Annotated in this window: 19 protein-coding genes and 2 rRNA genes; 11 read left to right on the top strand and 10 right to left on the bottom strand. The window is 44.5% G+C overall.

Going from position 1 to position 26158, the window contains the following annotated elements:
• Positions 1 to 415: 415 nt before the first annotated feature.
• From K370_RS11240 to K370_RS11250, 3 genes are all read left to right on the top strand, one after another.
• Positions 416 to 3301 (top strand): 23S ribosomal RNA (locus tag K370_RS11240).
• A 187-nt stretch (positions 3302 to 3488) separates the two neighbouring features.
• Positions 3489 to 3602, top strand: a 5S ribosomal RNA gene (gene rrf, locus K370_RS11245).
• 229 nt (positions 3603 to 3831) lie between these two features.
• Entirely contained in the window at positions 3832 to 4317 is a 486-nt protein-coding gene (locus tag K370_RS11250) for a hypothetical protein (protein ID WP_047542000.1), read from the top strand.
• A 3-nt stretch (positions 4318 to 4320) separates the two neighbouring features.
• On the opposite strand, the gene K370_RS11255 is transcribed toward K370_RS11250, so the two are convergent.
• On the bottom strand, positions 4321 to 5541 hold the full coding sequence (locus tag K370_RS11255; protein WP_047542002.1) for a DNA polymerase Y family protein: 1221 nt from the start codon (positions 5539 to 5541) through the stop codon (positions 4321 to 4323).
• A 113-nt stretch (positions 5542 to 5654) separates the two neighbouring features.
• Here K370_RS11255 and msrA point away from each other — a divergent pair, with 113 nt between their 5' ends.
• Positions 5655 to 6209, top strand: a complete 555-nt coding sequence (gene msrA, locus K370_RS11260) for a peptide-methionine (S)-S-oxide reductase MsrA (RefSeq protein ID WP_047542004.1) — start codon at positions 5655 to 5657, stop codon at positions 6207 to 6209.
• Positions 6210 to 6216: 7 nt separating this feature from the next.
• On the opposite strand, the gene corA is transcribed toward msrA, so the two are convergent.
• Genes corA through K370_RS11275 form a run of 3 tightly spaced genes read right to left on the bottom strand, consistent with a single transcriptional unit; the run spans position 6217 to position 9719 of the window.
• Positions 6217 to 7335, bottom strand: coding sequence for a magnesium/cobalt transporter CorA (gene corA / locus K370_RS11265; protein ID WP_047542006.1), 1119 nt, complete (start codon positions 7333 to 7335; stop codon positions 6217 to 6219).
• A gap of 31 nt (positions 7336 to 7366) precedes the next feature.
• Positions 7367 to 7939: a flavin reductase family protein gene (locus K370_RS11270; RefSeq protein ID WP_047542008.1), complete on the bottom strand. Its 573-nt coding sequence runs from the start codon at positions 7937 to 7939 to the stop codon at positions 7367 to 7369.
• A 13-nt stretch (positions 7940 to 7952) separates the two neighbouring features.
• Entirely contained in the window at positions 7953 to 9719 is a 1767-nt protein-coding gene (locus tag K370_RS11275; protein WP_047542010.1) for a glutamine--tRNA ligase/YqeY domain fusion protein, read from the bottom strand.
• 140 nt (positions 9720 to 9859) lie between these two features.
• Between K370_RS11275 and K370_RS11280 the strand changes: the two genes are divergently transcribed.
• The 3 genes from K370_RS11280 to K370_RS11290 are packed head-to-tail and all read left to right on the top strand — an operon-like array spanning position 9860 to position 12298.
• On the top strand, positions 9860 to 10894 hold the full coding sequence (locus K370_RS11280; RefSeq protein WP_047542012.1) for a biotin--[acetyl-CoA-carboxylase] ligase: 1035 nt from the start codon (positions 9860 to 9862) through the stop codon (positions 10892 to 10894).
• On the top strand, positions 10878 to 11636 hold the full coding sequence (locus K370_RS11285) for a type III pantothenate kinase (protein ID WP_047542014.1): 759 nt from the start codon (positions 10878 to 10880) through the stop codon (positions 11634 to 11636). The genes K370_RS11280 and K370_RS11285 overlap by 17 nt, the downstream gene beginning before the upstream one ends.
• The gene (locus K370_RS11290) at positions 11633 to 12298 is read left to right on the top strand and encodes a hypothetical protein (RefSeq protein WP_047542016.1); all 666 of its coding nucleotides are present in this window, start codon (positions 11633 to 11635) and stop codon (positions 12296 to 12298) included. The genes K370_RS11285 and K370_RS11290 overlap by 4 nt, the downstream gene beginning before the upstream one ends.
• Before the next feature lie 137 nt (positions 12299 to 12435).
• Here K370_RS11290 and lpdA read toward each other — a convergent pair whose 3' ends face one another.
• The 3 genes from lpdA to aceE all read right to left on the bottom strand — a co-directional run bounded on the left by lpdA (position 12436) and on the right by aceE (position 18629).
• Positions 12436 to 14220: a dihydrolipoyl dehydrogenase gene (lpdA, locus tag K370_RS11295; protein WP_047542018.1), complete on the bottom strand. Its 1785-nt coding sequence runs from the start codon at positions 14218 to 14220 to the stop codon at positions 12436 to 12438.
• A gap of 325 nt (positions 14221 to 14545) precedes the next feature.
• Positions 14546 to 15925, bottom strand: coding sequence for a dihydrolipoyllysine-residue acetyltransferase (gene aceF, locus K370_RS11300; protein ID WP_047542019.1), 1380 nt, complete (start codon positions 15923 to 15925; stop codon positions 14546 to 14548).
• A 34-nt stretch (positions 15926 to 15959) separates the two neighbouring features.
• Positions 15960 to 18629: a pyruvate dehydrogenase (acetyl-transferring), homodimeric type gene (gene aceE / locus K370_RS11305; protein ID WP_047542021.1), complete on the bottom strand. Its 2670-nt coding sequence runs from the start codon at positions 18627 to 18629 to the stop codon at positions 15960 to 15962.
• A 256-nt stretch (positions 18630 to 18885) separates the two neighbouring features.
• On the opposite strand from aceE, the gene K370_RS11310 reads away from it, so the two are divergent.
• Positions 18886 to 20358, top strand: coding sequence for a M17 family metallopeptidase (locus K370_RS11310; protein ID WP_047542023.1), 1473 nt, complete (start codon positions 18886 to 18888; stop codon positions 20356 to 20358).
• Between the two features lie 77 nt (positions 20359 to 20435).
• Positions 20436 to 21092 carry a Crp/Fnr family transcriptional regulator gene (locus K370_RS11315; RefSeq protein ID WP_047542024.1) on the top strand — a complete coding sequence of 219 codons (657 nt, stop codon included), beginning with the start codon at positions 20436 to 20438 and terminating at the stop codon, positions 21090 to 21092.
• A gap of 37 nt (positions 21093 to 21129) precedes the next feature.
• Here K370_RS11315 and K370_RS11320 read toward each other — a convergent pair whose 3' ends face one another.
• Positions 21130 to 21954 (bottom strand): sulfite exporter TauE/SafE family protein, encoded by an 825-nt coding sequence (locus tag K370_RS11320; protein WP_047542026.1) that lies wholly within the window; start codon positions 21952 to 21954, stop codon positions 21130 to 21132.
• Between the two features lie 42 nt (positions 21955 to 21996).
• Positions 21997 to 23223 carry an NAD(P)/FAD-dependent oxidoreductase gene (locus K370_RS11325; RefSeq protein WP_047542027.1) on the bottom strand — a complete coding sequence of 409 codons (1227 nt, stop codon included), beginning with the start codon at positions 23221 to 23223 and terminating at the stop codon, positions 21997 to 21999.
• A 172-nt stretch (positions 23224 to 23395) separates the two neighbouring features.
• Here K370_RS11325 and K370_RS11330 point away from each other — a divergent pair, with 172 nt between their 5' ends.
• Positions 23396 to 24097 (top strand): MBL fold metallo-hydrolase, encoded by a 702-nt coding sequence (locus tag K370_RS11330; protein WP_047542030.1) that lies wholly within the window; start codon positions 23396 to 23398, stop codon positions 24095 to 24097.
• Here the strand turns inward: K370_RS11330 and K370_RS11335 are convergent, their stop codons facing one another.
• A complete protein-coding gene (locus K370_RS11335) occupies positions 24098 to 25159 on the bottom strand; it encodes a pentapeptide repeat-containing protein (RefSeq protein WP_052185266.1) in 1062 nt (353 codons plus the stop codon).
• 263 nt (positions 25160 to 25422) lie between these two features.
• On the opposite strand from K370_RS11335, the gene K370_RS11340 reads away from it, so the two are divergent.
• Positions 25423 to 26037 (top strand): glycine zipper 2TM domain-containing protein, encoded by a 615-nt coding sequence (locus K370_RS11340; protein WP_047542034.1) that lies wholly within the window; start codon positions 25423 to 25425, stop codon positions 26035 to 26037.
• Positions 26038 to 26158 lie beyond the last annotated feature (121 nt).

Below are 26158 nucleotides of genomic sequence, written 5' to 3' on the forward strand. Positions count from 1 at the left end.
TTCGATCCCGTTATCCTCCACCAAACAATTTTGATGTTGTAAGTAAGCTAAGAAATTAGAAGCAAGCATTTAACAATGAGTGTTTACTTCTAGTTTTTAACTAGACTGATCTTTAACAAAATGGAAGAAGTAAAGTGAATGCACATTATTGTGATGATATGTGTGTATTCAAATGGGTAGTAATTGATTGCAAAATCGAAATATTTTGCTTCGTTTAGTTCCAGTTAGATAGTGTCGTAATTGATAGTAATATCGGTTACAACATGAAATAACCAAGAAATAAATGAAACAAAAAACCAGTTAATGTTGTACAACCTTGCAGCATTAACGAAGTAGCTTTAGAAAAAACTATAACGCATGTTCTCATGCATGATGATATCTGGATTTAAAAAGGGTTCAGGTGTTAACGTTATAGGATCAAGTGAATAAGTGCATATGGTGGATGCCTTGGCGATTACAGGCGATGAAGGACGTGATAGCCTGCGTAAAGTTTCGGGGAGCTGGCAAATAAGCTTTGATCCGGAAATGTCCGAATGGGGAAACCCACCCGCAAGGGTAACCGCTCCTGAATATATAGGGAGATGGTGGCGAACCGAGTGAACTGAAACATCTAAGTAGCTCGAGGAAAAGAAATCAACCGAGATTCCGTAAGTAGTGGCGAGCGAACATGGAACAGCCTGTTATTTTTAGCATATGCGATAGTAGAACGGAATGGAAAGTCCGGCCATAGAGGGTGATAGCCCTTATACGAAATCCCGTGTGTGGAACTAGGGTAACGACAAGTAGGGCGGGGCACGAGAAACCTTGTCTGAACATGGGGGGACCATCCTCCAAGGCTAAATACTCGTAATCGACCGATAGTGAACCAGTACCGTGAGGGAAAGGCGAAAAGAACCCCGGGAGGGGAGTGAAATAGATCCTGAAACCGTATGCATACAAACAGTGGGAGCGGACTTGTTCCGTGACTGCGTACCTTTTGTATAATGGGTCAGCGACTTACATTCAGTAGCAAGCTTAACCGATAGGGGAGGCGTAGCGAAAGCGAGTCCGAATAGGGCGTCTAGTTGCTGGGTGTAGACCCGAAACCAAGTGATCTATCCATGGCCAGGATGAAGGTGCCGTAACAGGTACTGGAGGTCCGAACCCACAAATGTTGAAAAATTTGGGGATGAGCTGTGGATAGGGGTGAAAGGCTAAACAAACTTGGAAATAGCTGGTTCTCTCCGAAAACTATTTAGGTAGTGCCTCGTATATCATTCTCGGGGGTAGAGCACTGTTATGACTAGGGGGTTCATAAGAACTTACCAACTCATTGCAAACTCCGAATACTGAGAAATGCAATTACGGGAGACAGACCATGGGTGCTAACGTCCGTGGTCAAGAGGGAAACAACCCAGACCGACAGCTAAGGTCCCAAATGACGTGCTAAGTGGAAAACGAAGTGGGAAGGCATAGACAGCCAGGATGTTGGCTTAGAAGCAGCCATCATTTAAAGAAAGCGTAATAGCTCACTGGTCGAGTCGTCCTGCGCGGAAGATGTAACGGGGCTAAGCACGTAACCGAAGCTTCGGATGCCCTAATTTATTAGGTGCATGGTAGGAGAGCGTTCTGTAGGCCTGCGAAGGTGTTCTGTGAGGAATGCTGGAGGTATCAGAAGTGCGAATGCTGACATGAGTAGCGATAAAGGGAGTGAAAAGCTCCCTCGCCGAAAACCCAAGGTTTCCTACGCAACGTTCATCGGCGTAGGGTGAGTCGGCCCCTAAGGTGAGGCAGAGATGCGTAGCTGATGGGAAACAGGTTAATATTCCTGTACCTCTATACAATGCGATGTGGGGACGGAGAAGGTTAGGTCAGCCGGGTGTTGGATGTCCCGGTTCAAGCGTGTAGGCAGATTCTTTAGGCAAATCCGGAGAATCAATGCCGAGGCGTGATAACGAGTCTACTTGTAGACGAAGTGATTGATACCATGCTTCCAAGAAAAGCCACTAAGCTTCAGTTGTATAAGACCGTACCGCAAACCGACACAGGTGGGTAGGATGAGAATTCTAAGGCGCTTGAGAGAACCCGGGAGAAGGAACTCGGCAAATTAGCACCGTAACTTCGGGAGAAGGTGCGCCCCGGTAACGTGTAGAGACTTGCTCTTGAAGCGTGATGGGGTTGCAGTGAAAAGGTGGCTGCGACTGTTTAATAAAAACACAGCACTCTGCAAACACGAAAGTGGACGTATAGGGTGTGACGCCTGCCCGGTGCTGGAAGATTAAATGATGGGGTGCAAGCTCTTGATTGAAGTCCCAGTAAACGGCGGCCGTAACTATAACGGTCCTAAGGTAGCGAAATTCCTTGTCGGGTAAGTTCCGACCCGCACGAATGGCGTAACGATGGCCACACTGTCTCCTCTCGGGACTCAGCGAAGTTGAAATGTTTGTGAAGATGCAATCTACCCGCGGCTAGACGGAAAGACCCCATGAACCTTTACTGTAGCTTTACATTGGACTTTGACAAGATTTGTGTAGGATAGGTGGGAGACGTTGAAGCGGAGTCGCTAGATTTCGTGGAGTCAACCTTGAAATACCACCCTGATGTTGTTGAGGTTCTAACCTAGGTCCATAATCTGGACTGGGGACCGTGTATGGTGGGCAGTTTGACTGGGGCGGTCTCCTCCCAAAGAGTAACGGAGGAGTGCGAAGGTAACCTAGGTACGGTCGGAAATCGTACTGATAGTGCAATGGCATAAGGTTGCTTGACTGCGAGACGGACAGGTCGAGCAGGTGCGAAAGCAGGTCATAGTGATCCGGTGGTTCTGTATGGAAGGGCCATCGCTCAACGGATAAAAGGTACTCTGGGGATAACAGGCTGATTCCTCCCAAGAGTTCATATCGACGGGGGAGTTTGGCACCTCGATGTCGGCTCATCACATCCTGGGGCTGTAGCCGGTCCCAAGGGTATGGCTGTTCGCCATTTAAAGTGGTACGTGAGCTGGGTTTAAAACGTCGTGAGACAGTTTGGTCCCTATCTGCCGTGGGCGCTGGAAATTTGAAGGGACCTGCTCCTAGTACGAGAGGACCGGAGTGGACGCACCGCTGGTGGACCAGTTATCATGCCAATGGTATAGCTGGGTAGCTAAGTGCGGAAGAGATAAACGCTGAAAGCATCTAAGCGTGAAACTCGCCTTGAGATGAGATTTCCCGGGGGTTTAACCCCCCTAAAGAGTCGTTCGAGACCAGGACGTTGATAGGACGGATGTGGAAGTGCAGTAATGCATTAAGCTGACCGTTACTAATTGCTCGTGAGGCTTGATCCTATAACCTTAATACTTGAATGTATCCAAGATTAACGGTTTGTTCTAAAGCAAGATAATGTAATCAATACCATTAAAACTTTACTTCTTCCAATTTGTTACAGACGCCTCATGAAAATGAGACGGCAACACAGCATAATCGCTTGTGTGTTTGGGTGAAAACCAATAAACGCATGAGATACCAGTTATGCTTGGCGGCCATAGCGGTTTGGACCCACCCCTTCCCATCTCGAACAGGGCCGTGAAACGAACCAGCGCCAATGATAGTATGCTTTTTGCATGCGAAAGTAGGTCACTGCCAAGCTATTTACACTAAATCATCCTGAGATGATTGACGATAAACCCTCCTCGTGAGGGTTTATTCGTTTGGGGCGGCGCATTCCGGGGTGGCGGTTGATTGGGCTGAAAGTAATACAAAATAAAAAACCTCCCTTAAGGAGGTTTTTTATTTTGTATTAGCTAAGTTAACCAAAGACATTGTGTCTTATATCAATATCGCGATATAGTTAGATGGTGATATGAGGAGAAAATCGATGAAAGTATTGATTTTAAGTTACGTGTTGCTGAGCTGCCTGCCTGTGGTTGCTCAAACTACTGATGTGAGTAGTGGTGATAATGCGATGTGCAATAAGCATTGTTTGCCAGTGAACTTAACACGCGGTGTGTCAGATGAGCCATTAACGCGTAGTAATAAACGCGATGATCTGTCATTTGCTAATAAGGTCGATGATTTAAAATTGAGTAGGCAGCGTGATGATCTGACACGCGGTAAAGACACCGCCACGTTGACGATTAGTAAAAAAAATGATGACCTAAGTCGTGGACTAGATACACACCCTTTGCAATTTAGTAAAAATCGCGATGATTTGACTCGTAGTTACATCAGTAATGATTTAGCTTTTAGTCAGAAGAGAGATGATTTGTCGCGAGGTGCGACTAGCAATACCTTAAGTTTTAGTAAAGTGCGTGATGATTTATCGCGCGGAAAAGAAACTGAGTCATTGAGTCGGTGCGAATAAGCGTTAATTCTCGACGATTAAATCGGGTACATAGTTAAACGCTATTTTTACCTGCGATGCATATAGCGCATTATGCGCACCACCTAAGTAAATCGTATTTTTCCCGTATTTGCTATTCAATTTATCTAACGCGGTACTTAATTTCCTGTTGGTTTCTACTACTTCAGTTTCAAACAAATCAACGATATATTCTTGTTTATTAATAAAACCTGAAAATGAAATGCCAACTGCCTGCGGAACTACCTTCTTGGTGGGATAACTTTCCCAAAGTGTTTCAAAAGTATGGGTAATGCTTAATGTGTTATCAGTGGGCGAACAGTTCGCTTCAATAACCCAAGTGGGGTGATTAGTAAACTTTACGCGCACATGTATCTTAGACGTGTGTAAATCGTAGCTACGCAAACGTACACACGCCTTTTGTAGCAATCTGTGCAAAACGGACAAGGCGCCACGCTGAGTGCGTAATTCTGGCGGAAGTACGTGAGAGTGCCCCAGGCTTTTTCTCTCATTGTTGAGGCGTGTGACTTCGATGCCACGCAATTTATCATACATGCGATCGCCTTCTACGCTTCCCCAAGCGGCGCGTAATTGCTGTTTATTCGCGGCATACAGGGCTTGCATGGTGGTTAAGCCAAAATGATTAAGGCGCTCTTCCATGCGTTTGCCAATACCAGTGAGGTGCCTGGGTTTCAGGCTATAAAGTTTTTCAGGAATATCCTGTTGCTCAATGACGACGCAGCCGTTGGGTTTTTGCATGTTGGATGCAAGTTTGGCAAGAAAAGTATTCGGCGCAATACCAATAGAGCAGTGAATATATTCAAATTGTTTGTTGATTGCACGCTTAATTTTAGCGGCTAATTGAAGCGCATTTTCTTTTACTTGTTGTGAGCCGGTTAACTTGCACACCATTTCATCGATGGATAACACTTTTTCTACATGCGTACAGGATTCTACAATTTCTATTAGTTTGTGGTGATACTCTACGTACAGCGGTGGCCTTGCTTCTACAAACCTTATGGTTGGACAAAGTTTGCGCGCTTCACGCACGCTTGTGCCTGTTCTAACGCCAAATGCTTTGGCTTCGTAACTAGCGGCAATGCAGCAAGTCGTTTCTGCCAACACGGCCAGCACGCCAATCGGTTTGCCACGCAATTCTGGAACCAATTGCTGCTCAACTGAAGCGAAGTACGAGTTAAAATCGACGTATAAAGCATTTAAAGACATAGCTAAATTTTAGGGGTAATGTAATGTTTTGAGTGAAATGTTGACTAACCATTGTAAGGCTATTAACGACTAATTAAGGTCAATTTTTAAATAAAAATTTAAAGGTGAGTATCATGAGCAATCAACAAATTGCAGTTTTCGCAGGCGGCTGTTTTTGGTGCACAGAACCCGTTTTTAGCCAGCTAAAAGGCGTTAGTAAAGTCGTTTCTGGCTATATCGGTGGTCATACACTTAATCCAAGCTATAAAGAGATTTGCAATGGCGATACCGGGCATGCTGAAGGCATACAGATTAATTTCGATGCCGACCAAGTGAGTTTTGAGACTTTGTTGGAAGTGTTCTTTATGTCGCATGATCCAACCACGCTAAACCGCCAAGGCAACGATGTCGGCACGCAATATCGTTCTGCGGTGTTCTGTCAAAACACTGCGCAGCGTGATGCGGTAATTAAGAAAATATCTGACCTTAACGCTGCTCATATTTTCAGCGCGCCAATCGTTACACAAATTAGCGGTGCAGATACGTTTTATCCTGCGGAAGATTATCACCAGTATTATTTTGAAAAGAATCCAAGTCAACCTTATTGCTTGGCAGTTGCTGCACCTAAAAAGGAGAAAGTGCGCACGAAATATTCTGATTTGATTAAAGACTTATCGCAAGATGCCTAAGACTGGTTTATGTTTTGCTACTTAGCCATTGCCTGCGCCAGAAAATCATCACCATAATTAACGCAATAGTAGACATTAAGCCGATTGCCCACCAAAAGCCGTCGGCTTCTTTTAGCCATGGCATGCTGTCAAAATTCATCCCAAAAATACCCGCAATTAACGTGGCTGGCATGAATAACATGGCGACTACAGTTAGGGCACGTACTTCCAGGTTCACACGCTGGCTCACACTTGCCATGTAAATGTCCATCATGCCGCTTAAAGAATCGCGAATCGATTCCAGCGATTCGATAAAATTCACGGTATGGTCATATATGTCACGTAAATACGGCAACGTCGTCGGTTTAAAAAAATTACTTTCATTTCGCGTCAGGTTGTTAATCACCTCGCGCAATGGCCATACGGCACGTCTTAGTTCAATACTCACATGTTTAAGCTGATGAATCACATGTAATTCGGCATTGGTCGGGCTGGCAAGCAATCGGTCTTCCAGTGCCTCACTGGCGTCGCCTACATCTTCCAGAACGCTAAAGTATCTATCTACTACATTATCTAACAGCGCATAAGCAAGATAATCGACGCCCAGCTCACAAATATGCGCATGCGTGGCGCGGATGCGTGCCCGAACAGGCTCAAAAATACCAGTGGAGCGTTCTTGAAAAGTTAACAGATAATCACGTCCCAAAACAAAACTGATCTGTTCAGAATGCACCGACATGTTGTCTTTATCATATTCAAAACTACGCGCCTCTAAAAAGACATAAGTATCAAACTCATCAATTTTAGGGCGCTGTTGGGTATTCAGAATATCCTCTTGCACCAATGGATGCAGATGGAATAAATCGCCAATTTGTTTAATCAATGCCGCATCGTGCACGCCATGAATATTCAGCCAAACTTTTTTACCTGCTTTGGTGTAGTCACTCATATTGAATGCGGCAAGCTCTTCGGTGCTTAATACTTTCTCGCTTACATCATTCGGGGCATAAGCCACCATTGTCACCGTTGGTTGTGGCATATCAGCCACTTTAGTATCTAAGTCACCCACATATATCAGTGAACCTGGCGGCATGCCGATTTTTTTAGAGAGGCGTTTTTTAGATTTGTGCTGACGGTTCTTTTTCATTTTCAAACCTTATATTGAAATTGCGAGTTACTTATATTTTGAACGCTTCACCAATTGCCATAAAGCTGCCGCCGGCAATATGGTGGATAGTACGTAACTCATCATGTTCTTCGAAATGCCAGTGACCATCTGAGAACACGCGACTGTCTGCTTGAGCAGCGACTACTTCAGCCAGAAATAAATCATAAGTGTCTTGAATATGTGGCTCAGCGATTACTTTACATTCCAGCCAAGCAATGCAACTTTCCAGTAACGGTGCTTCAATCTTAGAAGCAGCAAAAGTCGGCAAATCAAAAGCCAGAAATTTATTGTTTGCCTCTTTTTTCAAAAGCTCTCGCCCGTTGCTCGAGCCTACTTTTACCACCACTTCTGCCTGTGCGCGACATGGTACATTGATGGCAAAACTGCCTGAGGCTTCTATCAGCTCACGGGTATAAGTATTTTTATCAACGACTATCGCGATTTTCGGTGGTTCAAAATCCAATGGCATATTCCATGCTGCCGCCATCACGTTATGCTTTCCTGCATGTCGTGAAGAAATCAGCACAGTTGGTCCGTGATTGAGTAGGCGGTACGCTTTACTTAACTCGACAGACTTAATCATAAAAACAGCTCAATTATTTCTGCCAAGCATCCCGCAAAGTGACTGTGCGGTTAAACACTGGCTTGTTTGCCGTGCTGTCTTTTTTATCTGCAACAAAGTAGCCGTGGCGCTCAAATTGGAATCTATCTTCCGCTTTTGCGTCTTTTAGGCTTGGTTCCAGTTGTGCGGTAATCACTTTTACAGAGTCTGGATTCAAATCACTCAAATAGTCTTTGTCGCCTGAGCCTGGATACGCCTCTTTAAATAATCTATCGTATAAACGGATTTCTGTCGCGTAAGCATGTTGCGCGCTCACCCAGTGGATATTACCTTTTACTTTTACGCTGTCTGAGCCCGGCGTGCCGGATTTGGTATCTGGCAAGTAATCACAATGCACGACTGTGACATTGCCAGCTGCATCTTTTTCAAAGCCTGTACACTTTACTACATAACCATAACGCAGGCGCACCATGCCATCTGGGGTCAATCTGAAAAAACCTTTGCTTGGCGTTTCCATAAAATCTTCCGCTTCTATCCATAATTCGCGGGTTAATGGCACTACACGCTTACCTAGTTCTGGTTTTAATGGGTGATTTGGTGCAAAACAATCTTCTACTTGATTGGCAGGGTAGTTATCAATCACTAACTTAATTGGATCTAACACCGCGATTCTGCGTTCTGCAGAATCGTTAAGTACTTCACGCATGCAGTCTTCTAAAATGGTGTATTCAATCCAGGAGTCTGCTTTTGAAACGCCGATGCGGTCAGTAAATAATTTAAAGCCTTCTGCCACATAACCACGGCGACGCGCACCAGCTAAGGTTGGTAGGCGTGGGTCATCCCAGCCTGAAACGTGTTTTTGCTCTACTAAATCGATTAACTTACGTTTTGATAGCACCACATAAGTTAAGTTAAGACGCGAAAATTCATATTGTTTTGGTAATGGATGCGCTAATAACCCAGCCTCAGCCAAACGCTCTAATAACCAATCATAAAACGGTCGTTGATCTTCAAATTCTAAAGTACAAATTGAGTGCGTAATTTGTTCTAATGCGTCCTCAATCGGGTGTGCAAACGTGTACATAGGGTAAATGCACCATGTGTCGCCGGTATTGTGGTGATGTGCACGACGGACGCGATAAATGGCTGGATCACGTAGGTTAATATTGGGTGATGCCATATCGATTTTGGCACGCAAAATCAAGCTGCCATCTGCATGTTTCCCATCGCGCATTTCGCGGAATAATTGCAGGTTTTCTGCCACAGAACGGTTGCGCCAAGGTGAATCTACACCAGCTTCTGTTAATGTGCCGCGATTTGCACGCATTTCATCCGCGCTTTGGCTATCCACATAGGCGTGACCATTTTCAATCAGGCTTTCTGCTGCGCGATACATAAAATCGAAATAATTGCTGGCAAAATACAGATTACTCTCTTTGCTATTCTCCCAGCTAAAGCCTAGCCACTGCACGGCATCAGAAATACTATCCACATACTCCTGGCTTTCTTTTTCTGGATTGGTATCGTCAAAACGCAGATGGCAAACGCCGGCGTAGTCGCGTGCTAAACCGAAATTCAGAAAAATACTTTTTGCATGGCCAATATGCAGGTAGCCGTTTGGTTCGGGCGGAAAACGTGTGCGGATTTTTGCAGGGTCTGGTTGGCCTGCTGCTTGATGAGTCGCGTCGCCTGGGCTACCTGCCCATTTTTTGGTGGCATATTTGTTATCGGCTAAATCGTGCTCAACAATGGCACGAATAAAGTTGGAAGCGGCTGGTATGGGTGTTTTTTCTGCAGACATAGATGTTTTTTTTGTATCGTTTTTTTATAAGCTAATAATGGCGATATTTTACACGCTTGGATTGGATTATGGGCTGCTTTGATTTACTAAAGCAGAGGGCATGCGCTGTGATAAAATTTGGCTTATAAAATTCAATCAATATGAACAAATTAACTTTCCCGATTTTGCAACTGCTGGCTGACGGCCAATTCCATTCTGGTGAAGCACTTGCCCAGCAATTTAAAGTGACGCGTGCAACGATTTGGAGTGCGATTAAACATGCAGAAGCATTAGGGATTACCATTTTTTCAGTGCGCGGACGTGGCTATAAACTACCGCAAGCGATTGATTTTTTAGATAAAAATCTGGTGTTAAGTGCGGTTGGTGAGCAGCGTGAGTGGATTAACTTAATCATTTTAGATGAAGTTGCTTCTACCAATACCTATTTGATGCAGCAAAAAAATGTGCCACACGCGACTTGTGTGGCTGCGCATATTCAAACCAATGGCAAAGGCCGGCGTGGCCGTACTTGGGTTTCGCAATTAGGCGCGAGTTTAACTTTTTCGTTGGCGTGGCGTTTTCAATGCGGTGCGGCGGCTTTGTCTGGATTAAGTTTGGCAGTTGGTGTGGCGTTAATGCGTACTTTAGCCAGCCTTGGTGTTAACCAAGCACAGTTAAAATGGCCAAATGATGTATTGGTTTTAGATGAAAATCGGCAGGGCAAAAAACTGGCCGGTATTTTAATCGAACTGCAAGGCGATTTAGATGGACCAAGCACCGCGGTGATTGGTATTGGCATCAATTTAAATCTGCCAAAAACAGTGCTTGAGAGTATTGACCAGCCAACAACCGACTTGAATAAAACAGCTGCTTTGAACAAAAACAATAATCAGCCAATTAATCAGAATTTCTTGCTAGGCACATTATTAAAGCATTTGGTCAGTGTATTAAGCAATTTTGAACAGCTGAGTTTTGTTGGCTTGCGTGATGAATGGCTCAGTTATCATGCTTATCATCGTCAAGCTGTTCGCATGTTGCTGCCGAATGGTACGGAAGTATTGGGTGTGGTAAAAAATGTGGCGGATGACGGTATTTTGTTGGTGGACACGCCATTAGGATTACAGCGTTTTTCAGCAGGCGAGATTTCGTTAAGAGGTGTCAATATGCAAGGTGTGCGTCATGTTGTTGGTGATTGATAGCGGTAACACACGCACCAAATGGGCGTTGGTCGATAGCGCAGGCGAATTACAAGCGACAGAAGCTTGCATGAACGCTGATTTAAATACATCGACATTGCCGCGAGCCGCGCAAAAAGCCAGCAAAGTGATAGTTGCAAACGTGGCTGGTGAGTCAATCGCGCAGCAAATCGCACAATTGGTTGTGCCACTAAATACGTATTTCGTTGTGGCGAAACAACGGGCTTGTGATGTAGTTAATCAATATGAGCAAGCCGAAAAACTCGGTGCTGATCGCTGGGCGGGATTAGTTGCTGTTTGGCATATGAATCAACAGGCGACTTTGGTTGTGAATGCCGGTACGGCGATTACGATTGATTGCTTGATAAAAAGTGAACAAGAAAATACAGGTTTGTTTTTAGGTGGCACCATCATGCCTGGCTTACGTTTGATGCAAACGGCATTAACGCACAACACGGCGCAGTTAAATGTGGGGGAGGGTCGTTATAGCGCTTTTCCTATCAATACAAAAAATGCCATTCAGACGGGTTGCTTAAATGCAGCAATTGGCGCGATTATCATGGTGTTGCAGCAACTGCAGGAACACCGTGATTTGCCAGCCAAGATAATAATGAGCGGCGGCGATGCCTCTACAATTGCAGATGCATTGGTACCGTATTTAAAAGCAAATAAAAAGCAGGTTATGATTGTAGAAAACCTTGTGCTGCAAGGGTTGGCAATATTAGAGAAAGAATATATATGAAGTGGCTGTTATGGTTGTTGCTATTGACTAACGCTGGCTTATTGGTTTACTTTAATTTGGATGTGATTGCGCCAAAACCGAATGAAATCCGCCCGGCGATTAATCCGGAGAAACTCAAGATATTAGACCAAAAAGCGCTAGAGGCTATGCCTAAAAAAGCACCAGCATCGCCAGTGGTTGCTGCGGTAGAGCCGCCTGATCTTAGTTGCTATGAGTGGGGTAACTTTACGCCTAGCAACTTGCCATCTGCACAAGTGGCCTTGGTTAAATTGGGTTTGAGTAGTATTGCCAAGCAATCTGAACCGCCTCAAACAGGTAGGCGCTTTTGGGTATATTACCCACCTTTAAAAAATGCAAAACTTGCACAAGAAAAAGCGGATGAGATTAAGGCATTGGGAGTAGGCGAGATATTTATTGTGCAAGATTCACAGTGGCGTCATGCGATTTCTTTTGGATTGTTTCAAGATGAAAAGTTGGCCACCAATTTATTAAACGATTTACTGGCCAAGGGCGTAAAAGGTGCGACTAAAGCATTGCGTAGCCCAGGCAAAAATATCTCCAGCCTGTTGATTAAAGCGGTTACACCAGAAGCAGCATTGGAATTACAACGAATCAGCCCGGAATTTGTCGGGAGTGAGCTTAGAGTGACTGCTTGCCCTTAAGCGTTATTTAATAAGACAGGTTCTAATGTAGTCTAAGCTGGTGACGGATATTGCATTTCCTCTGTATTGCTAGAGTTAACTAAATAATACAGAGGAAATTTCTCTTACTCTGAATAGCCAGAGTTAACGTTGGCAGCTTACCTTTTCTTGATATACAAATCGGTTATCGTGCCTTCTTTTACTTCTGCTGCGAAGCAAATGGTTTCTGATAAGGTTGGATGAGCGTGAATGGTTAAGCCTAAATCATGCGCATCGGCACCCATTTCAATGGCCAAAACGGCTTCCGCTAACAACTCACCTGCGTTCACGCCCACAACACCTGCTCCAATTAAACGATGTGTGGTTTTGTCAAAAATCAGTTTAGTTGCGCCTTCTGTACGTGCAATCGATATGGCGCGACCACTGGCAGCCCAAGGGAAGCTGGCCTTTTCGTACTCAATACCCTTTGCTTTTGCTTCGATTTCCGTTACGCCAGCCCAAGCGATTTCAGGATCTGTGTAAGCGACAGATGGAATGCAAGCAGCTTGAAACTCTACTTTATGACCAGCAATCACTTCAGCGGCGACCTTGCCTTCATGCGTGGCTTTGTGCGCTAACATCGGTTGGCCCACAATATCGCCGATGGCAAAGATATGCGGTACATTTGTGCGCATTTGTTTGTCTACGGCGATAAAGCCGCGCTCATCTACAGCAACGCCGGCTAATTCCGCACCAATGTTTTTTCCATTTGGGCGACGGCCGATTGAGACTAAAACGCGGTCATATATTTGTGGTTCTTTTGGTGCTTGCCCTTCATCAACTCCTTGGCCCTCAAAACTCACATGAATACCATCTTTTTTGGCCTCCATTTTTGCTACTTTGGTTGAAAGCATGATGGATTCAAAGCGTTTTTCCATACGCTTTTGCAGTGGGCGTACTAAATCGCGATCGCAGCCTTGTACCAAGCCATCCATAAATTCGACGACACTTACTTTTGTACCGAGTGCGTCGTAAACCGTACCCATTTCCAAGCCGATGATACCGCCGCCAATGACCAGCATGCGTTTCGGAATATCAGCCAAAGCCAATGCACCGGTAGAATCCATAATGCGTTCATCATCTGGTGCACCTGGGAATTTAGTCGCTTGTGAACCTGCCGCGATAATGGCATTTTCAAAGCCTACCATAGTGATTTTTCCATCGTTATCCGTGACCGCGATTTGGTTTGCGCTGGTAAAAGCGCCAACGCCAATAACGACAGTAACGCCACGTTGTTTTGCCATTTGTGCAAGGCCGCCTGTGAGCTTGGCGACGACATCGTTGCTTTTCCAATTGCGCAGTGCATCTAAATCAATATTAGGCGCGCTAAAGCTAACGCCATGGTGTGCAGTTTCTTCAGTTTCCGTGATGACTTTCGCGGTATGCAGCAAAGCTTTGGATGGTATACAACCCACATTTAAACAAACGCCGCCCAAGGTGGAGTAACGTTCGATTAACACCACTTTTAGGCCAAGATCTGCGGCGCGAAAAGCAGCGGTATAACCGCCAGGGCCAGAACCTAATACCACTACTTGTGTTTGGATGTCGCTATTGTTGTTAGTTGTAATAATTGGTTTAGAGTCTGTCGTAACTGCGTGAGCAGTGGTACTAGGTGCGACAGCAGCAGGAGCCTCTGGTTTAGCTGTTGGTGTACTTGTAGCAACTTCAGCTTCAATGACCAAAATCGCTGAACCTTTAGCTATTTTATCGCCCACTTTGACTTTTATTTCTTTCACTGTTCCAGCTGATGACGATGGGATGTCCATCGATGCTTTATCCGACTCAACAGTGATTAATGAATCCTCTTTGGCAATCACATCACCTACTTTTACTAACACTTCAATCACATCAACACTATCAAAGTTGCCAATATCGGGGACTAATACATCCACTAAGTTACTCATGCTTACCCTTTGTTATCGCTTAAAAATTGCAGTAATTTTATCATTAAAGCGTGGCTTTTAAGCTTTCAAACAGGGGTTAATTACAACTGTAATAGATTGAATGGCGAATGTAGCCGGAGATGCGGAAAACACGTATTAGAATGTTGCGATGGGGTGTGGCGAATCTAAAGTAGAAAAAGACCCGACTGCATGACTTAACAACTAAAAATGGTTAAATTTTTTCAGAAAGCAGTTTTTGAGAACTATGCCTTTGACTTTTAAATCTTTAATGAGCTGAGCAGAGACTCCTGCATTCAGCTCATTACTATTTTTATGCTTATTGAATTTAGAGTAACAGGCGGCGCACATCAGATAACATCATGCGCATATGGCTGGTAAAGCGTGCGCCATCTGCACCGTCGACCACGCGATGGTCGTAGGAAAGTGACATTGGTAAGATCAGGCGCGGTTCGAAAGCCTTGGTTTTTTCATTGTAAATGGGCTGCATAGATGAGCGTGAAACGCCTAGAATCGCTACTTCTGGGCAGTTGATGATTGGCGTAAACATAGTGCCACCAATACCGCCAAGGCTAGAAATAGTAAAGCAACCGCCTTGCATTTCTTCTACCTTTAATTTACGTTCGCGTGCTTTGGTGGATAACTCACCTAAGTCGCGCGCGATATCCAGCACATCTTTTTGCTGCACATCTTTCACTACCGGCACCACTAAACCATCAGGTGTGTCGCAAGCAAAACCAATATTGTAGTAATTTTTTAAAATCAAACTGTCGCCATCTGGTGAAAGCGACGAATTAAAATTAGGGTAAGCTTTTAATGCATTCACCGAAGCTTTAATCAAAAATGCCAGCATGGTGAGCTTGACGCCGCGTTTTTCAGCATCTGCTTGCATGGACTTTCTAAAGTCTTCTAAATCTGTGATGTCCGCTTGGTCAAACTGGGTAACATGCGGTGCAGTTACCCAGTTTCTATGTAGATTCGCACCGGATATCTTTTTAATACGCGATAGCGGTTTGGTTTCAATATTGCCAAACTGGCTGAAATCAATCACTGGCATTGGCAATGTAGCAAGGCTGCCCAAGCCAGCGCCCATGTTTTCTGTACGTGGTTTGGCCAATTCACCTTTTACAAATGCTTGTACATCGGCTTGCGTGATGCGATTTTTTGCTGCGCTACCCTTAACAAACGCTAAGTTAACACCTAATTCGCGCGCGAATTTACGCACAGATGGGCTGGCGTGTGATGTTTTACCACCGTTAACCACAACGCTTTCGCCCACTGGCAGCGGCTGATGGGCAGGTTGTACTTGTTTTGGCGGTTCTGGCGCAGGGCGTGACGGTTCTGGAATCGCTGCGGCAATGGCTTCTTTTGGCGCGCTTGCTGGAGTTTGAGCAGCTGGTGCCGCTTTTGTCTCTGCTGGTGCCGCTTTTGTCTCTGCAGGTGCAGCCGCTGGTTTACTTTCGACTGCAGAATCGGCTTCTAAAGTTAAAATCAAATGACCTTGAGCGATTTTATCGCCTACTTTTAATTTAACTTCTTTTACTACGCCAGCAAATGGCGCAGGAATATCCATGGACGCTTTGTCCGATTCCACTGTCACCAGTGAGTCATCCTTGGCAATCGTATCGCCGGCTTTTACCAGCACTTCAATCACATCCACGCTATCAAAGTTGCCGATATCAGGCACTAAAACATCTTGTAAACTCATTATTAACTCCAGCCAGCAGGCCTTAATTTAAGCATTAAACCGTTGTTGGATTTGGCTTATTTGCATCCAATTTATATTTTTTAACCGCTTCCGCAACTTTAGCGGCTGGCAATTTTCCTTCATCGCTGAGTGCTTTTAATGCAGCCACCGTGATGTAGCGGGCATCCACTTCAAAGAAATCACGTAACGCTTCACGGCTATCAGAGCGCCCGTAGCCGTCTGTACCCAGTGCGATAAATTTATTCGGTACAAAACGTTGAATCTGCTCAGCAAAACTCTTCATGTAATCGGTTGAAGCGATAACTGGGCCTTTTGCATCTTTTAAGCATTCCGCAACATAATTCAAGCGTTGTGGTTTTTCAGGATTCAGCATATTCCAACGTTCGCAATCCAGGCCTTCGCGACGTAGTTCGGTGAAGCTGGTTGCGCTCCATACATCGGCTGAAACGCCCCAGTCTTTTTCCAGTAACTCGGCGGCCGCAATCACTTCGCGCAGGATAACGCCGCTACCCATCAATTGTACTTTTTCGCCTTTGACTTTTGATTTGCTAAAGCTATACAAACCTTTGAGTATGCCTTGTTCAGCACCTGCAGGTAGTGCAGGATGGCTATAGTTTTCATTCATCAAGGTGATGTAGTAATACACATCCTCTTGGTTTTGCACCATACGGCGCAAACCTTCTTGAATAATCACTGCTAATTCATAAGCAAACGTTGGGTCGTAAGAAACGCAATTTGGAATCGTGGCAGACATTAAGTGGCTATGGCCATCTTCATGTTGCAGACCTTCACCATTTAATGTCGTTCTGCCTGCGGTTGCGCCAAGCAAGAAGCCACGCGCACGCGAGTCGCCAGCTGCCCAAGCCAAATCGCCAATACGCTGGAAGCCGAACATGGAGTAGAAGATATAGAACGGAATCATCTGCACGCCTGTTACAGAGTACGATGTTGCAGCAGCAATCCAGCTAGAGAATGAACCCGCTTCGTTAATACCTTCTTCTAATATCTGGCCGTCTTTTGATTCTTTGTAATACATGACTTGGTCAGAGTCCATTGGCTCATATAACTGACCCAAATGTGAGTAGATACCCAATTGACGGAACATACCTTCCATGCCGAATGTACGTGCTTCGTCCGGCACGATTGGTACCACGAATTTGCCCAGTGCTTTATCGCGTAAAAGTGTCGATAAAATACGCACAAAAGCCATCGTAGTCGATATTTCGCGTTCACCGGTGGCGGTTAACATGTTTTCGAATGCAGATAAATGAGGCACGGTTAACTCATTACCTTTGCGGCGACGCTGCGGCACAAAGCCGCCCATTGCTGCACGGCGTTCTGCCATGTATTTCACTTCAGGCGAGTCTTCCGCAGGCTTGTAGAAGCTCAAGTTTTCAACTTGCTCATCGGTAAGCGGCAAATCAAAACGGTCACGGAATTTTTTCAGTGACTCAATATCCATGCTCTTTTGTTGATGCGTGGTATTTTGGCCTTCACCTGCATCACCCATGCCATAGCCTTTAACCGTTTTGGCTAAAATAACAGTTGGTTGACCTTTATGGTTAACCGCTGAGTGATACGCTGCATAGACTTTATGTGGATCGTGACCGCCACGGTTCAAACGCCAGATATCCTGGTCACTCATCGCGGCAACCATTTCTTTTAGTTCCGGGTATTTGCCAAAGAAATGCTCACGCGTGTATGCGCCACCTTTGGCTTTAAAGTTCTGGTATTCGCCGTCAACGCATTCTTCCATGCGTTTTTTCAGGATGCCATCTTTGTCCATGGCTAATAATGGATCCCAATATGAGCCCCAAACGACTTTTAATACATTCCAGCCAGAACCACGGAAATCAGACTCCAGTTCTTGGATAATCTTGCCGTTGCCACGAACCGGGCCATCTAAACGTTGCAAGTTACAGTTAATCACAAAAATCAGATTATCCAGTTTTTCGCGTGAAGCCAATGAAATCGCACCCAATGATTCCGGTTCGTCCATTTCGCCATCGCCACAAAACACCCATACTTTACGGTCGCTTGTGTCGGCGATGCCACGGTCATGCATATATTTTAGAAAGCGCGCTTGGTAGATACCTTGAATCGGACCTAAACCCATTGAAACGGTTGGGAATTGCCAGAAATCAGGCATTAACCAAGGGTGAGGATAGCTGGATAACCCGTTGCCACCAGTTTCTTGACGGAAATTATCCATTTGCTCTTCTGTGATGCGACCTTCTAAAAAAGCACGCGCATACACGCCTGGCGATGAGTGGCCTTGGAAGTAAACGCAATCGCCGCCGAAGTTTTCATTTGGTGCGCGGAAGAAGTAGTTAAAACCTGTGTCGTATAAAGTCGCTGCCGATTGAAAGCTGGCAATATGCCCGCCAACACCAGGCGATTTTTCATTACCGCGTAGCACGGTCATAATCGCGTTCCAGCGCACTAGAGCACGGATGCGGCGCTCCATTTCCGGGTCACCAGGCAAGCGTTGCTGCAGATGGGTTGGGATGGTGTTTACATAAGATGTCGTAGCATTGTAAGGCAGGTTGCTGCCAGAGCGGCGTGCCTTATCAATCATGGCTTCCAGCAAAAAGTGCGCGCGTTCCGTACCTTCGTTTTCAATCACGGCGGTAAGTGCATCTAACCATTCCTGTGTCTCTAATGGATCAGTTTCTACTAATTTGTTTTGCGTGTTCGAGGTCATGCAGGGATAGTCTCCGTTGAGAGTGCTTGAGTTGGTATAATACAAGCAACTAGTTAAATGCAAGCAGGCTTCTGGATTTATATAAATTTAAGTTTATATAAAACGGGATGAACTGGCTTGATTTAATGCAATCAATAAAGACGCTAGTGTGGCTTTTTTAGGCTTTTCGGTCAAGTTAAACGCGAATTTTAGCCAGTGTTTTTAAATGATTTGCTATGTTTGTCTTACATTATATATAAGAGTTAAGGAAGTTTAAATGTCGGTAAAATTAAGTCAATTTGCGGAATTAAGTGATGAAAAGACGCTATCTTCGCAGAAACACAGTCTTTTTGTATTGGATGAAGCGGCTGAAAATAAGCACGTTTTTAGTGATTTATTACAAAGTAAGCTCAAACGCAGCCAGACAGAATATAAAAGTTTAAACAAAACACCCGTTACTTTGGATTTGCCTAACGGCGGCATGGCAAGTTTTGTGGTGTTAACCGGAAAATTAACCGTTTTCCAAAAACATACTTTATTGCGTAAAGCCATGAAGCCTTTGCTGGATGAAAATCCTGAAAGTCTGGCGATTAATGTCTATGGTAGCGAAGTGGAGCGCGAAGCCAATGCCGGAGCTGCTTACTACGTGGCTACGGTCAATGCTGCTGAATTGCCGAGCCGCAAAAGTGCCAAAAATAAGCAAGATAATAAACACACACCGTTAAAAGAAATCAGTATTTATGGCTATAAAGCAGCGCATGATTATGCCGAAGTGAATGCACGTGTTGCAGCTAATACCTTGTGCCGCAGTTTAACGATGTTGCCTCCGAACGAATTAACACCAGCGATTTATCGTGAAAAAGTAAAGCAGTTGGCAAAACAACATGGTTGGGCGCATGAAGAATTTGACATGTCTGCGTTGAGACAACTCGGTGCGGGCGCTTTTTATGCGGTTGGGCAGGGTAGTGAGCCGCTTGATGCCGCGATTGTGCATTTAACTTATAGCCACCAAAAACCTAAAAAACATATTGCATTGGTGGGTAAGGGTATTTGTTTTGATACGGGCGGTCATAATTTAAAACCTGCAAAATATATGCAAGGTATGCATGAAGACATGAACGGTAGCGCAGTTGCACTAAGCGTGTTGCAAGCCGCAACGGAAATGAAGTTAGAAGTGAAAATCGACTGCTGGTTGGCCATCGCGCAAAATCACATTGGACCATTGGCTTACAAACAAAATGATGTGGTGACTGCGTTAAATGGTATGAGTATCGAGATTGTGCATACCGATGCGGAAGGTCGCATGGTGTTGGCTGATACCTTAACGATGGCGAGCAGACAAAAACCAGATATCATTTTAGATTACGCCACTTTAACCGGTAGCATGGCAGTGGCAGTGGGTGATCGCATGAGCGGCATCATTGCCAATCGACCAGAGTTGTCTTGTATGGCCGTTGGCGCGGGCGCGGCGGCAGGCGAACGTATTGTTGCATTTCCAAATGAAGAGGATTTTGACAGTGATTTAGACAGTGATATTGCAGATATCAAGCAATGCACACTGGAAGGTGGCGGCGATCATATCCACGCCACGCGTTTTATGGGTAAATTCATTGAAAATGACGTGGCGTGGTGCCATGCTGATTTATCCAGTACCAATCGCAAAGGCGGTTTGGGAGCGGTGCAAAGTGATGTAAATGGTTTTGGTGTCGGGTTTGGAGTGGAGATGATTAAAGCCTTAATCCGCCAATAAAGTTTGTATAAATAGCTTGAAAATTAAACGCCAAGACTTCAATATTTACGTGTTTTTTAAAGTTGATGAGGAAATGTATGGAGAACTTGGATTGGCTGAAAAGCTTTCCTGCTTTGACGCAACTTGAAGCACCTGCCCGTGACATATTGACAAAATCAGCCCGCATCGTAGAGGCGCCAGTAGGCACGATTGGTTATCGTGAAGGCGGTGCTTGCGGCGCTTATGTAATGCGCCTTGCCGGGCAATCGCGTGTTTATAAAATGTCTGCCAGTGGGCGCGAAATTTTACTCTATCGTGTGACAGCTGGTGAAACCTGCGTGATTACCACTACCTGTTTGTTGGGCAATAGCAACTATCCGGCTTCTACCATCGTAGAAGAGCCGATTCGCGACGTGATTATACCTACAGCTGCATTCAACCAGTTGATGATTGATTCCGCGGTGTTCCGCCGTTTTGTGATGACTAATTATGGTGCACTGATTAGTGATTTGATTGTGCTGCTGGATGAAGTGGCTTTTCATAGTTTAGATGCACGGCTGGCTAAATTGCTGTTAGATGCCAATACGACGACTATCAGTCGCACACATCAATTAATGGCGGATGAACTGGGCACAGCGCGTGAAGTGGTGAGTCGCCAATTAAAACGTTTTGAACAAAAGTCCTGGGTTGCGCTTGGGCGTGGCCATGTAGAAATTAGCAATCGTGCGGCGCTGGAAAAGTTAGCGAGTAGTTAATCGCTTGTTTTCACGTAAGTATCTGTTTAGCTTATATTTACTGGATACCGAATGCTTTAACCAGTATCAATATTGCCGCCAGTATTGCCAATACAGCAAAACTGCGCTGAGTGAATTTCGTTGAAACCTTACTGTTAACAGTTCTGAAAATAAACAAACCCAAAACTGTGCCAAGGATAAACGGCACAGCAATATTCCAACGTGTATCACTGTTTAATGCATAACTAAAAATACTCATAACTGACACTAGCGCAACCGTGAATAATGCGGTTGCAATCACTGTCTGGTTATTAAAGTTGGTGACTTTGCTTAAGCTTGGCACAATCACAAAACCGCCGCCCACACCGAGTAGCCCTGAGAGAAAACCCGCAATCACCCCTGTTGCAATAAGTACTTTGGTACAAACCGCCGTCCAGAATAGTTTAGATGTAGACGGATTTAACGTGCAGGCCGGAGAGGGGTTGCTTTCCTGATTGCCCGACTGTTGCGTGCTTTGCTGCCACATGCTCCAGGCGACTATTAGCAGTACACTGCAAAAAATCAGATTCAATAGTTGATTGGGTGCATATTGAGCCAGCCAAACACCCAGTGGAGCAAAAACAATACCAAAACCAGTCATTAAAAGTGCGGCTTTATAGCGCACGATGCCCAAACGTAAGCCCTGAATCGCACCTATGCCAGAAGCAATCATGACTGCCATTAAAGCAATCGGCGCGGCTTGATTTAGTGTGAGGTTAAGGCTGATGACAAGTAACGGTATGGCAAGGATTGAGCCCCCTGCACCTGTTAAGGCTAGTACTAAACCAACAAACAACCCTAAACTGACACTGATTACAGTGCTGATTAAATGAATCTCTGGCATGATTTATTGCAAAATTTACTTAAGCTATTTTGTGGTCTTTACTTAAGTATTTTTGCAGCGTGCTAACCATTCGCGACCTTTCAGCATGCAGTTCCAGTAAATCCAGGGTAGGCCATATTTTTTTAATAGCCAGTTCGATTTTCTGGGTATGGTTGAGTCCCATGGCAAAGTGGGTAGCAGTTTTCCGTCAAAACCAAATTCTGCCAAGATAATCTTGCCTTTTTCTACGGTAAGTGGGCAGCTGCCATAACCGTTATATAGGGTGGTCATTTCTTGTTTGGCTGAATGTGCAAGCAAGTTCTCTGCAACAATCACAGCCTGTTTTCGTGCAGCGGCAGCGGTTTTAGCATTGGGACTGGAGCACACATCACCTAAGCTGAAAATATTACTGAATTGATTGTGCTGTAACGTGGTTTGGTTTACATCTACCCAGCCGCCGCTATTGGCCAATGCGCTTTGTTTAATAAAATCTGGTGCACATTGGGGTGGCACTACATGCAGCATATCAAAGCTTTTTTCAATGCGGGTAACATTCCCTTGTTCATCTTTCACATCGAACCAGGCTTTTTTGTTTGGCCCATCTACTTCAACCAGTGTGCTGTTAAAACTTAAATGTGCGTGATAGCGTGTTATATATTCCATTAGTGGCGCAACGTACTCTTTCACGCCAAATAATACGCCACCAGCATTATGAAACTCGGTTCTAATGTTGGCTAATAAGCCTTCTTGCTCCCAATGGTAACAAGATAAATACAGCGCTTTTTGTGGTGCACCTGCGCATTTGATTGGCATGGGCGGCTGCGTAAAAATAGCCACACCGGTTTTAAGGTTTTGTACCAATTGCCAGGTATAGGGCGCTAAATCAAATCGATAGTTTGAAGTAACACCATTTTTACCTAATGTTTCATACAAGCCTTTTATTGCCAGCCAATCAATTTTTAAGCCGCAGGCAACAATTAAGTATTGGTAGTGAATCGCACCCAAAATATCGGTATTAACCAGATTTTGTTCAGGTTCAAAAGTCGTTGCCGCAGCTTGCAGCCAAGTGACGTTTTTAGGGATGCAATCTGCCATATTGCGTTCGGTTTTTGTAATGTCAAACTCGCCTGCGCCGACCAATGTCCAGGCGGGCTGATAATAATGTTTTGTTGCAGGTTCAATAATTGCAATGCTTAGTCGGGCATTGCGTTTACGCAAACTGGCCGCAGCGGCAATGCCGGCAGAGCCGCCGCCAACAATTACAATGTCATAGGTATGTGTATTTGCCATGATGAATCCTTATCTAATCGCTACTTAATTTTTTTAAGTTTTGGTTTCACGAGTATTTTAATGTTAGTTTTAACATGTTTATTGATACAGAACCTGCATAATAATCTTCAATTAGCCTTACAGACTATTTTTGACAGCCTAATGTTGAGAAAATTGTATGAGGAGCGCATAAATGTTTAAGCAAATATTTGATGATGAATCATCGACCTACACTTATCTGATTGTAGATGATGCGTCACGGGAGGCTTTGATTATTGACCCTGTTGCAAGCCATATTGATGCATATATCAGTTTGATAGCCCAGCTTAACTGTAATCTGAAATATGCGTTAGAAACGCATGTGCATGCTGACCACATTACTGCCAGCGGTATGCTAAGAGATAAGTTTGCATTGGAAACAGGCGTAAGTGCGCAGTGCGGCGCTGCTACTGCAGATATGCAATTAAACGAAGGAGATGTTCTGCTGCTTGGCCAGCAGGAAGTAAAAGTGATTGCAACATCTGGACATACGGCTGGCAGCATTTCATTTTTATGGAATGACAGAGTTTTTACAGGTGATAGCTTGTTAATTAACGGGTGTGGACGGACAGATTTTCAAGGTGGCGATGCAGGCACTTTGTATGACAGCATCACCAGTAAGATTTTTACCCTGCCTGATGAAACACTTGTATATCCAGCGCACGATTATCACGGCCGACATGTAAGTTGTGTGGCGCAGGAAAGAAATATTAATCCACGACTGGCGCACAAAACACGTGATGCTTTTATCCAGATGATGGACGCGCTTGATTTACCTAAACCAAAATTAATCGATGTTGCGGTGCCAGCCAATCGTATGTGTGGTGTTGTGGAAGAGAATATAAGACAAGGCTAATCACTGCTGAGCGGCATTTGCTTTACAAGCGGCGGCTTGTTTAGCTGCAGCCAAACTAATCGGTTCGTCTGGTTCAGCCATAACTGATTGTTTGGTTTCGGGTGTAATTGCCGCAGTTACTTTGCAATCAATGCATTTACCTTTTACAGTTTCAAATCCTTTCACTGTATTTAAGCCTTTAACATCTTTAAAAATCGCGTCATCCACATCGGCATCGGTTAGATTCGCGCCTGTTAAATCTGCACCAGTTAAGTCGGCTTTGGCTAAATCGGCGCGATACAGATTTGCACCACGTAAATTCGCATTTCTTAAATTGCCAAATCGAAATGCAGCAATATTCAAATCGGCATTCTCAAAATTAGCACCAGAGAAATTGCCGCCAACAGAATCAAACTTCATCTGTCCCATTGGCTGATTTCCCATATCAAGGCCAAATCTCCCTCTGCTGATATTGGCACCGCTCATGTCAACTTTACCTAACGTGCCAATCATGCGTGCATTGGTTAGGTTGGCACCTTTAAAGTTGGTGTTATCAAAAATGGCCTGAAAAATAATCGCATTGGTTAAATTTGCATTGCTGAAATCAGCATTTTCCAATCGTGCTAAGTTTAAATAAGCACCTTTTATGTTTGCACCAATCAATTTTGCACCTTTGAGTTCTGCACCAAAAAAACTGACGTTTTGTAAATTACAGTGACTTAAATCTAAGCCATTAAAAATTAAATAACCAGCATCCTTATTTTGCAGCGTACAAGTTTTGCTGTTTATTTGGCTTAATGCATCGGCTTGGCTAATTTTTTCGCGTTCAGGTTCTGTATTACTCGTATAAACAGTGGTCGCTTTTGCAATCATATTATCTTGGTCACGCAAAAAAGAATCGCGTGCACCATCACTGCTAAAGCAATACGTTTTGCCCTTATATAATTCGTTAATCGCACAATCAGTTTGCTGCAATACGCCAGTAAATAGTCCGTTGGTGCAGTAATTACTAAATTCACCGGCCCATGCGGTGTTTGCGAGCATCAGGATAACAACCGTTAACAAACCATTCAATTTTTTCATGATAGATTCCAGTAAAGTAACCTCTATGCAATGTGATTGTAGGCGCAAATAAAACGCACACAGTGACTCTGGTTACATAGGCTATTAAGTTGTTTTGTAGCACATATGTCTGCTAATCATTCATCTAAAATTATAGGCTTTCTACGTAAAATCATTAGTTACAGATTATTAACAAATGGCGGTCGGCAAATTACCCTGTAGTTCGTTTTACGAATATCTGCACATTAGTTATGTGGAGCAGAGATAAAAACAGGAGAGTTAACATGCGTCAAACATTATTATTGGGTTTAATTGCGGCAACGGTTTCAATGCCAACTTTGGCGGATGATGATTATGAAGATCGCGCACGGGTGCTTTCAGTCACACCACAATTCGAGCGTGTGAATAGCCCGCGCCAAGAGTGCCGTACCGAATATGTACGTGAAACTTATTATGAGGCACCACAGCGCTCATTAGGTGGCGCAATCATCGGTGGCGTTGCAGGTGGCTTGCTTGGTAATACCATTGGTCGCGGTAATGGACGTGTCGCAGCAGCGGCAGTCGGTGCTGGTGTTGGCGCAATTATAGGTGATCGTGTTGATAATAACCGCCAAGCCTACGGTCGTGAGCGTGTAGCAACACGCCCAGTAGAAAGTTGTGTCACAGTGGATAGCTGGCAAACGGTTAACGCTGGCTATTTGGTGAATTACGAATATAACGGTCGCCAATATTCAACCATGATGGATCGTGATCCCGGTCGTTATGTGCCCGTGCATGTTGCACTTAGGTCGAATGGCTATATTTCCAATGTACGTTATCAACCGTCAGGTTGGGATAGCGATAGACAAAGAGGACGTGGCAAAGGTAATGGTAAACAACAAGATCGTCGTTACTGGTAGTTTTTAGATGCTTGGTTTTAATCTGTATCTTGTTAAAACTTAACTCTTAATCTTACTTAGATTTAAATGCCGCACCAATGATTGGTTGCGGCTTTTTTATGTACATTAAATATTGGCGTAA

Origin of the sequence: Methylotenera versatilis 7, assembly GCF_000799165.1 — a bacterium.
In the GTDB taxonomy this organism is placed as follows: Bacteria; Pseudomonadota; Gammaproteobacteria; order Burkholderiales; family Methylophilaceae; genus Methylotenera_A; species Methylotenera_A versatilis_A.

Coding starts and splice junctions, on each gene's coding strand:
- K370_RS11250 (WP_047542000.1), top strand. CDS start 3,832: ATGAAAGTATTGATTTTAAGTTACGTGTTGCTGAGCTGCCTGCCTGTG.
- K370_RS11255 (WP_047542002.1), bottom strand. CDS start 5,541: ATGTCTTTAAATGCTTTATACGTCGATTTTAACTCGTACTTCGCTTCA.
- msrA (WP_047542004.1), top strand. CDS start 5,655: ATGAGCAATCAACAAATTGCAGTTTTCGCAGGCGGCTGTTTTTGGTGC.
- corA (WP_047542006.1), bottom strand. CDS start 7,335: ATGAAAAAGAACCGTCAGCACAAATCTAAAAAACGCCTCTCTAAAAAA.
- K370_RS11270 (WP_047542008.1), bottom strand. CDS start 7,939: ATGATTAAGTCTGTCGAGTTAAGTAAAGCGTACCGCCTACTCAATCAC.
- K370_RS11275 (WP_047542010.1), bottom strand. CDS start 9,719: ATGTCTGCAGAAAAAACACCCATACCAGCCGCTTCCAACTTTATTCGT.
- K370_RS11280 (WP_047542012.1), top strand. CDS start 9,860: ATGAACAAATTAACTTTCCCGATTTTGCAACTGCTGGCTGACGGCCAA.
- K370_RS11285 (WP_047542014.1), top strand. CDS start 10,878: ATGTTGTTGGTGATTGATAGCGGTAACACACGCACCAAATGGGCGTTG.
- K370_RS11290 (WP_047542016.1), top strand. CDS start 11,633: ATGAAGTGGCTGTTATGGTTGTTGCTATTGACTAACGCTGGCTTATTG.
- lpdA (WP_047542018.1), bottom strand. CDS start 14,220: ATGAGTAACTTAGTGGATGTATTAGTCCCCGATATTGGCAACTTTGAT.
- aceF (WP_047542019.1), bottom strand. CDS start 15,925: ATGAGTTTACAAGATGTTTTAGTGCCTGATATCGGCAACTTTGATAGC.
- aceE (WP_047542021.1), bottom strand. CDS start 18,629: ATGACCTCGAACACGCAAAACAAATTAGTAGAAACTGATCCATTAGAG.
- K370_RS11310 (WP_047542023.1), top strand. CDS start 18,886: ATGTCGGTAAAATTAAGTCAATTTGCGGAATTAAGTGATGAAAAGACG.
- K370_RS11315 (WP_047542024.1), top strand. CDS start 20,436: ATGGAGAACTTGGATTGGCTGAAAAGCTTTCCTGCTTTGACGCAACTT.
- K370_RS11320 (WP_047542026.1), bottom strand. CDS start 21,954: ATGCCAGAGATTCATTTAATCAGCACTGTAATCAGTGTCAGTTTAGGG.
- K370_RS11325 (WP_047542027.1), bottom strand. CDS start 23,223: ATGGCAAATACACATACCTATGACATTGTAATTGTTGGCGGCGGCTCT.
- K370_RS11330 (WP_047542030.1), top strand. CDS start 23,396: ATGTTTAAGCAAATATTTGATGATGAATCATCGACCTACACTTATCTG.
- K370_RS11335 (WP_052185266.1), bottom strand. CDS start 25,159: ATGAAAAAATTGAATGGTTTGTTAACGGTTGTTATCCTGATGCTCGCA.
- K370_RS11340 (WP_047542034.1), top strand. CDS start 25,423: ATGCGTCAAACATTATTATTGGGTTTAATTGCGGCAACGGTTTCAATG.